This window comes from Nostoc sp. XA010, from assembly GCF_020829625.1.
In the GTDB taxonomy this organism is placed as follows: domain Bacteria; phylum Cyanobacteriota; class Cyanobacteriia; order Cyanobacteriales; family Nostocaceae; genus Nostoc.
Map to the genome: position 1 here is coordinate 1 of NZ_JAIVFX010000089.1, position 7,481 is coordinate 7,481.

General features: G+C 40.4%; 6 protein-coding genes and 3 pseudogenes. 4 read left to right on the forward strand and 5 right to left on the reverse strand.

Annotated elements, in window-relative coordinates:
* Window positions 1-106: 106 nt before the first annotated feature.
* Both LC608_RS35560 and yjeH read left to right on the forward strand, forming a co-directional pair.
* Window positions 107-703 (forward strand): iron-containing redox enzyme family protein, encoded by a 597-nt coding sequence (locus LC608_RS35560; protein ID WP_374108496.1) that lies wholly within the window; start codon window positions 107-109, stop codon window positions 701-703.
* A gap of 793 nt (window positions 704-1,496) precedes the next feature.
* Window positions 1,497-2,771 (forward strand): L-methionine/branched-chain amino acid transporter, encoded by a 1,275-nt coding sequence (gene yjeH / locus LC608_RS35570; RefSeq protein WP_229558003.1) that lies wholly within the window; start codon window positions 1,497-1,499, stop codon window positions 2,769-2,771.
* Between the two features lie 153 nt (window positions 2,772-2,924).
* Here the strand turns inward: yjeH and LC608_RS35575 are convergent, their stop codons facing one another.
* Both LC608_RS35575 and LC608_RS35580 read right to left on the reverse strand, forming a co-directional pair.
* Complete coding sequence (locus LC608_RS35575) at window positions 2,925-3,248, reverse strand: reverse transcriptase N-terminal domain-containing protein (RefSeq protein WP_229558004.1); 324 nt, start codon at window positions 3,246-3,248, stop codon at window positions 2,925-2,927.
* A 577-nt stretch (window positions 3,249-3,825) separates the two neighbouring features.
* Window positions 3,826-4,017 (reverse strand): annotated as a pseudogene (locus LC608_RS35580) (group II intron maturase-specific domain-containing protein); the annotation flags it as partial.
* Between the two features lie 96 nt (window positions 4,018-4,113).
* On the opposite strand from LC608_RS35580, the pseudogene LC608_RS35585 reads away from it, so the two are divergent.
* Both LC608_RS35585 and LC608_RS35590 read left to right on the forward strand, forming a co-directional pair.
* A pseudogene (locus LC608_RS35585) lies at window positions 4,114-4,311 on the forward strand (2-dehydropantoate 2-reductase N-terminal domain-containing protein); the annotation flags it as partial.
* A gap of 564 nt (window positions 4,312-4,875) precedes the next feature.
* Window positions 4,876-5,591, forward strand: a pseudogene (locus tag LC608_RS35590) (reverse transcriptase N-terminal domain-containing protein); the annotation flags it as partial.
* Here LC608_RS35590 and LC608_RS35595 read toward each other — a convergent pair.
* The 3 genes from LC608_RS35595 to LC608_RS35605 form a co-directional block, all read right to left on the reverse strand.
* Window positions 5,502-6,740, reverse strand: coding sequence for a recombinase family protein (locus LC608_RS35595; protein WP_308189983.1), 1,239 nt, complete (start codon window positions 6,738-6,740; stop codon window positions 5,502-5,504). The pseudogene LC608_RS35590 and the gene LC608_RS35595 sit on opposite strands and share 90 nt — an antisense overlap.
* Window positions 6,646-7,098 (reverse strand): recombinase family protein, encoded by a 453-nt coding sequence (locus LC608_RS35600; protein WP_308189984.1) that lies wholly within the window; start codon window positions 7,096-7,098, stop codon window positions 6,646-6,648. The genes LC608_RS35595 and LC608_RS35600 overlap by 95 nt, the downstream gene beginning before the upstream one ends.
* A gap of 188 nt (window positions 7,099-7,286) precedes the next feature.
* A partial coding sequence (locus LC608_RS35605) for a hypothetical protein (RefSeq protein ID WP_229558007.1) occupies window positions 7,287-7,481 on the reverse strand: 195 nt, incomplete at its 5' end.

The window sequence follows — 7,481 nt, forward strand, 5'->3', positions numbered from 1 at the left end:
CGTAATTGATGGTGTTCAAGCTAGAGGGAAAAAAGGAAACTACAGTACACACCGTGTTAAATTTAACTCCCATGACTCTGGTTAAGCTTTTGTTACATAGTTATAAATTTTCCCGCCGACTTACTTAGGAGCACCGAATCCAGTTAAGTTGATAATTGCTAAAAATTACTGGGATGAAATGGGTGATGGTCATCCAGAGTTAATTCACACAGAGTTATTTGATAAATCTGTGAAGTTTATGAAAGAACATTTGAAGTCAGTTGGAATTGACCCTAGTGATATTGATTTTGAAGAAATCTATTCAAATGCAGCAATTCTCCTTATGTATGGTTTAAGGCGTTGGTTTGTCCCTCGTCTTATTGGTGCTCTTGGAATTCTTGAAGAGACAGCTTCCCAACGTTTTCTTGCTATGGTAGACGGTTGCAATAGACTTGGCGTTCCCAAGGATGTCATTCAATATCAGGAAATGCATGTTTCTGTGGATCATGATCATGGACGTGATTGGTTTGATGGTGTTTTAAAACCACTTGTTCATGAATCCAAAGATTTAATGGAAGAAATATGCAAAGGAGTGCTAATTAGACACAATATCGCAGGAGATTACTACAACAAGCTTTATGATTTCCTCAAACGAAAGCAATATCAACGAGTACTAATGAATGAACAAATAAAAGGCATGAGCAACAATCCAACCAAAAACTGAGTTAAGGGCATGATTCCTGTGATCATGATAAGAAACTGGTGATTTAATAGTTGCCGCATTCCTTGTTTATTGGAACAGGGCTATTTTATTCTAAAATGTCATGTTTTATGCTCACGGGTTAATTATCATAAAATGGGCATTTTTGACGGATAAGTTCGTTGCTAAATTCTTGTTTTTCCCAAAAAAGATTAGTAAAAATTGCCCTAAAAATAGAATTAAATAGCCCTGTTTATTCGATATTTAGGCAAAAAACTCCTGTGATAAATGTCTTTATATGGCAACCGCCAGATATGACCGCCTTTATGGAACGTGGCGTTATCGATGACTACCACCTGCCCTGGTTCCAGCAGAGGGATTAAGCTCTCCTTCAAACCAAATCTCAAACACAATCCGGTTGAAGGAACCTTCGATTATAAAAGGAGTTATCAGTTGCTGGTTACGCGTTGCTATAACAGTAATTACAAGTAATAAAACTAAGTTTAGTTAGCAAACCAAACAACTATTGAGTAAGTGTTTCAGTTTTAACTCGGTTTTTGCTTCGATTGCTAATAACATCTCTAGCTTTGCTTTAACTCAAACACGACCTATCTGGAATTACTGTAAAACCTATGTTCATGCTTATATTTGAAAACGATACAGGATTCCGCATCTCAAAGTGTTGTAAAGTAAAATAAGCAGCATTTATCCTTGTATCATGAGCTTTACAAAATCGGAAAAAACTAATACTTGCTCGGCAGTCAACTCAACCACACTCTCATAAGCTTGGTTGATTACTAATAACTAAATGAATTCTATGACGGATCAAGAAAATAACGCATTTACCCTGAAAAAAAATATAACTTTATACCAAGGCATTGCGGCTTTAACATCAACTTTACTTGGTTCTGGAATTTTCGTGGTTCCAGCAATGACTGCAACTATAGCTGGTAATTATTCACTCTTATCATGGTTATTAACTATCGCGCTCATAATTCCAGTTGCTCTTACATTTGGGTATTTAGGCTCCTCTTACCCTAATGCTGGTGGTACAGCTTACTTTGTTGGGAGAGTTTTTGGAAAAAAATCTGAGAATTTTACTTCGTGGCTATTTCTCTCTGTTATTCCAATCGGTCCTCCCGTAGTAGTTATAACTGGTGCAAGTTATTTGGGATCTACTTTTCAGGGTAGTAATAACCAGATATTTTTCATTTCTATATTAATGCTATTGGCAATGTTTGCCATAAATCTCTTTAGTATTGAATTTACTGACAAAATACAGATTATCCTGTCGTGTCTAATTACGTTTGTATTAATTTCTGTGATTGTTCTGGGTTTAATCAACTCACCTATTCATAATGATGTTCTGAAACAGAGCCTTGCCTCAGCAAATATTTGGAGAATCGGAAGATGTATTACAATAATATTTTGGTGTTTTGCTGGTATAGAAACAGTAACACACCTATCTACTGAATTCAAAGACGTAAAGAAGGACTTTTCTAGAGTAATTATCATTAGTATTTTTACCGTTGGTTTACTTTATTTTTTAATCGCATTTGTTGTTATTAAACATGGAGCTTATGGGAACGAGGATAAAAATATTAACTCACTTATTTATTTAACAGGCACTTTTATTGGAAGCTCTGGTAGGTATTTTGTAGGACTGACTGGCTTTTTTGCTTGCTTTCTAACAGTTAATATGTATATTCTTAGCTGCTCACGCTTAATCTATAGCATGAGCGTTAACAAAATGTTATTTAGATGGTTTTCAAGAGCGACACATAATGGTCAATTGCGAAATGCATTGATTGCAACATTTATATTAGTTACAAACACTCTAATTATTAAATTTATCTTTCAAATTGACTTAGAAAATTTAATTTTATATGCAAATGGAGTTTTTATATTAATTTATCTGTTAACATCGATAGCCGGCATTTCTCTACTGCAAGGACATAAACGTTTTATAGCTATAATATCTTCTGCCTTATGTTTCGGCCTTCTCTTAATCATGGGCAGAATGGCGATTTTCGCCATTTTTATTTTAATTTTCTCCATACTATATGAGTACATCAGTGAGAGGTTAAGGTAATTGTATATTTGTTAATAGGGTGCAGGAAAAGGAGAAAAATCCGGCTTGGTGACTGGCTTTCAGAGATATTTAACCACGCCTAAGTATTGATTCTCTGGGGCAGCAAAGTATTTAATCGGGTCATTCGCGTTAACTTTGTCGTGAGCAAAGTCCTCAGCGTAACCTTCGAGTTGGCAACAGGTTTCCCCCATTGCAATCGTTTACCAGAATCACTCGTTGCATTGGGGTATTGATAATTTCTTTATCAATTCCTGCCGTTGCTTTACCAAGATTTGTCTGAGTGATACGTCGAACAGATAATAGTAAGTTTGCGTAGCTGATAAGCATTAACTTCTGTAGACTCCGAAGAGCTTTGAAGCTACCAAGTTTTCTAGCACGAAAGATTCTTTGTCGTAGATTCTTAACAAGTTTGTTGACTTTCTGCCACTTAATGCGGCTCCAGTCTTTTAGTTGTTTCCTCAGTCCGTTTGTTGACATTGCTGTCACCATCTAACTTGTCCTCGGATTAAGTTTCTTTAACTTTTTGTCTTTTCGTGTAAAACCCAAAGTAAGTTGGCTATTCCTTTCGGTCAAGGGCAAATTTTGAACCCCTATCTACCCCATTACAGGTTAGCGTTCGCTTTTTACTTCATCCTCTACCCACCAAAGAATTCGGTCTTTGTTGCCTCGGACTTACTAAGAGTATTCGACCTCTCTTAGACTCTGTAGGGTTTACCCTGTTGCGTCGTTTAGTTGTCTGTTCTCCTTAGATGTTGTCTTTTCTACGATGGGATTTGTATTCACACGTTTTGGTGAGAGCAGAACACCAAAACTACCCATTTACCTTTTGGTTAAAGCCTATCAGCCTGATTTGGCTTTTTGTCAAATGACGTAGTTTAATATGACACTTCACTTAATGTTCATCATAGAGAACTCCCTCTTGCTCTATAACCAGTTTTAGGCTGCCAGTTACGGCTACTTTCGGGGTCTGCACTTCGCCTGTTTCATTACTTACTTGGGCGTGACCAAACTCTTTCTTAGAGTCGTTTCCGTGAGGGTAAGGGGTGTGAATCCCTTAGCGGAGTAGGCTCCACGTTCTAAACGACCAGTTCAGGTCGCGCCTGCTCATTTCACCCCGATTTCCCCAGTATTTAGCCTGACGCCAAATATCGGATTTATTTCGATGAGTGCGTTTGGCATACATTTTCTGCTTCTCGTATAACCAGTGGTCAAGAGAATTGAAAATTTTTGAGGATACTCCAACTCGGAAGTAATTCGCTTATCCACGAATAATCGGATTGAGCTTTCCGTATACAACGTATTCGCCTTATGATCATTAGAGAAAAATCTCTTTGTTAGCAATATGTTCAAGCGTAGTTACGCCATTATAGGAACTGGTGCATTAGGTGGCTTTTATGGTGCCAAACTGCAAAAAGCTGGTTTAGATGTTCACTTTTTGCTGAAGAGTGATTATGAATATGTCAGTAAATCTGGTTTGGTTATTGAGTCAAAAGATGGTGATTTCACCCTGACTCAAGTCAACGCCTACAATGATATAGAAAGTGCGATTCGCTGATTAGTAAAAATCGCGGTAATCAGTCCGTAAATAACTAATCCAGCCCGACAGCAGATTACTGTCACTAAAGGCTGAACTCTCGGTCAGATGTAGGTGAAAGCCCTACCATTCAGACTCAAAATTGACTCCTTATCTGCCCACACCGAACAAGCTCGGTTCTTGTTGAGTGAAGCTGGGAACAGGGCGCAATCAGACGACCGTTACGGGTTGACACTGGCGCTAACAGGGAGTTCCCACGGCGAAAACGGGTCTAGAAAAGCAACTCAGTCATAAGCAGGGCGTAACAGAAAAACCCTGACTTCACTGGAGAAATAATTCCCGCCGCATGTTTTCTAAATAGCGGCAAAGAGTCTAGGGAATCCAGTAGTTGAATTGACCACGCCTAACGGAACAATCAATCTCTCCGAGGGAACGAATAAAAACGATTTGGGAGTCTAGGGGCAGTCGAACCCCAAGTAGGCTAGACGAGAAGCGGAACTCTCTCAAGTCGGGTAGGACAGACCGTAATTGGTCTGAGGTGTTCAGAATACACAAACTCCAGAAGAGAAAATGATTAGACACAGTTACAAAACTAGTGAATCTTGGAAAGCCTTACCGTGGAAGAAATTCCGCCGAAATCTTTTCCGCCTTCACTCATCGCGTGTATAAAGCTGTTCAAGTTGGAGACAAGCGGAAAGCCAGGTTACTCCAAAAGCTTATTCTTAAATCCACCTCGGCTCGATTTCTTGCAATAAGACAAGTATCACAAGCTTTATGCTGGTAAGAAAACGGCTGGTATTGATGGTAAGAAATCCCTATCATTCGAGGAACGCTTCAAACTTGAAGAATTACTGAGAATGAACAGTGGAAATTGGAAGCATCAAGGACTACGGGAAATCCCCATCCCTAAGAAGGACGGGACTACCAGAATGCTTAAGATACCTACCATCGCGGATAGAGCTTGGCAATGCCTAGCGAAATATGCACTGGAGCCAGCACACGAAGCCACCTTCCATGCTAGAAGCTACGGGTTCAGAACTGGGCGCTCTGCCCATGATGCACAACAATACATCTTCAATAACCTACGCTCCTCAAGCAATGGAATAGATAAAAGAGTTATAGAACTCGATATCGAAAAATGCTTCGACAAGATTAACCACTCAGCAATAATGGATGAACTCATTGCCCCCAAAGGCTTAAAACTCGGTATCTTCCGATGCCTCAAGGCAGGAGCCAACCCAGAATTCCCCGAACAAGGTACACCTCAAGGGGGAGTGGTTACCCCTCCTACAATCTTGCAAACTTTCTGATTCAGACTTTGGGACATCAGAAACTTCCCCTACCCGAAAAACCACATTTACCTGTTCAGTATCCACCTCAACTCGCTTTACTAACAGGCGAATAATTTCTCGTTGGCTATTCCATTCTATTGAGTCAAGGTTGTTGATGACTTTAGAGGAAAACTCCTCCAACCGACCAATAATCAGTCTTAGTTCCCGGTTTAGGGTTGCCTCATCATTAAGATTTTTCACCTGAGCTTCTAAAATTGCAACTCGTTCTTTGATTTTATGAATCCTTGGCTCAAATTCGTTTTTTTCAATAAGACCCTCAGCATAGCTATCAATCAGCCGTGCAATACCCCGGCGGAGCTTGGCAATTTGAGATTCTAAAGTCTTAATATTTTCTTGAACAGCTGAAGTCGGCTCCTGTCCTCGGCGTTGATATTCCATATAAAGGCGTTGGGGATTTTTGAGCAAAGAACATACTTCTTGCCAAACAGCCGCTTCCAAAGTATCAGTTCGTACCTGGGTATTGCTACAAACTCGATTACCGCCAAAGCGATAAGCATCAGTACCAATGCACCGATAATAAGCATAGTCACGAGGTTTGCTTTTGGCAGATTTATTACTGATAGCTTTGCCATAGTAAGTATAGCCACAGAGTTTACAGGTGACTAAACCTTGCAACAAGTATCTTGCACCTCGTTGACCAATTCGAGAACGACGCTGATTTTCCTGTAATTGCTCTTGTACAGCAGCAAACAGATTTTCATCTACAATCTTTGGCACTGGTACAGAAATCCATTCTGAGATATCAACTGAGTTGCTTGAATAGTCACGTCTCGGTTGTGGAGAAGCTCCCCGAATGGGTCTTAATCTCTGCCGACGGGAGCAAACTTGGGTTTTACCAAAAGCAGCAAATCCAATATAGGCTGGGTTTTTCAACATTCCCCATACCGTGGATCGATCCCACACTGCTTTTCCGGTTTGGGTCAGGTGTCCGTCTGTATTCAGTCGGCGACATACTTCCCCAATTGTGACCCTTTCTCTGCCTACCCAGTCAAATATTTGTCGAACTACTTGAGCTTGTTCGATAACCAATTTCATTGTGAGCCTGACCGCCCCCATCAGCTTTGCTGACATATTTATAACCATAGGGGGCACAAGACAAGACGTTGACTGAGCCGGATTTGGCTGCATGTCGCTTACCTCGCCGACTGCGTTCCATAATTTTGGCTCGTTCGTACTCGGCTACCATTCCCTGTACTTGCAACAGCAAATCATCTTCTGGCGATTGTCCCAATTCTCGATTGAGGAAAATTACTTCCACGCCACAACGGTACATTTCGTCAATTAATAACACTTGGTAAGCATATTTGCGAGCTAATCGGTCGGGAGAGTGGACGTAAAGTCGATCTACTCCATTAGCAAAAGCCAAGTCCCTCAAACGTTCTAATGCCGGACGTACTAGCGTTGCTCCACTATAGGCATCACCGTGCCGAAACGGGAAAATTGTACGCTAAGGAATTGATGCTAACCTCAACGCTATGAAAACAAGTTGTTTTGAGCGAAATGGCATACCTGTATTTATCACTTTTGACTCGAATTAGTCTTGGAAGATGGTGCAGAGTAGTACCAATACTCTGCACCAATCAACTGAGGGGAAACAGCCGCTCACGGGTACTGTAGAAAAGCGAGGGGCTAAGATGCTTGCTGGGTAACGCTTTTAGCCTTAGCGTACAATTTTCCCGTTTTGGCACGGTGATGCCTATTGCGAATTTGTTTGACTAAAAGTTGAAACTCGCAACGCTTCAAAGTTCCATCTCTGACTCGATGCCATAGTTCAAATAATTTTTCTTGTTCTTTTAGCAAAGCATTTCCGATATCCCTTGAAAC

Bases quoted from the DNA above. Each gene is read 5' to 3' on its own strand.
- yjeH (WP_229558003.1), top strand. From the start codon at position 1,497: ATGACGGATCAAGAAAATAACGCATTTACCCTGAAAAAAAATATAACT.
- LC608_RS35595 (WP_308189983.1), bottom strand. From the start codon at position 6,740: ATGGTTATAAATATGTCAGCAAAGCTGATGGGGGCGGTCAGGCTCACA.
- LC608_RS35575 (WP_229558004.1), bottom strand. From the start codon at position 3,248: ATGTCAACAAACGGACTGAGGAAACAACTAAAAGACTGGAGCCGCATT.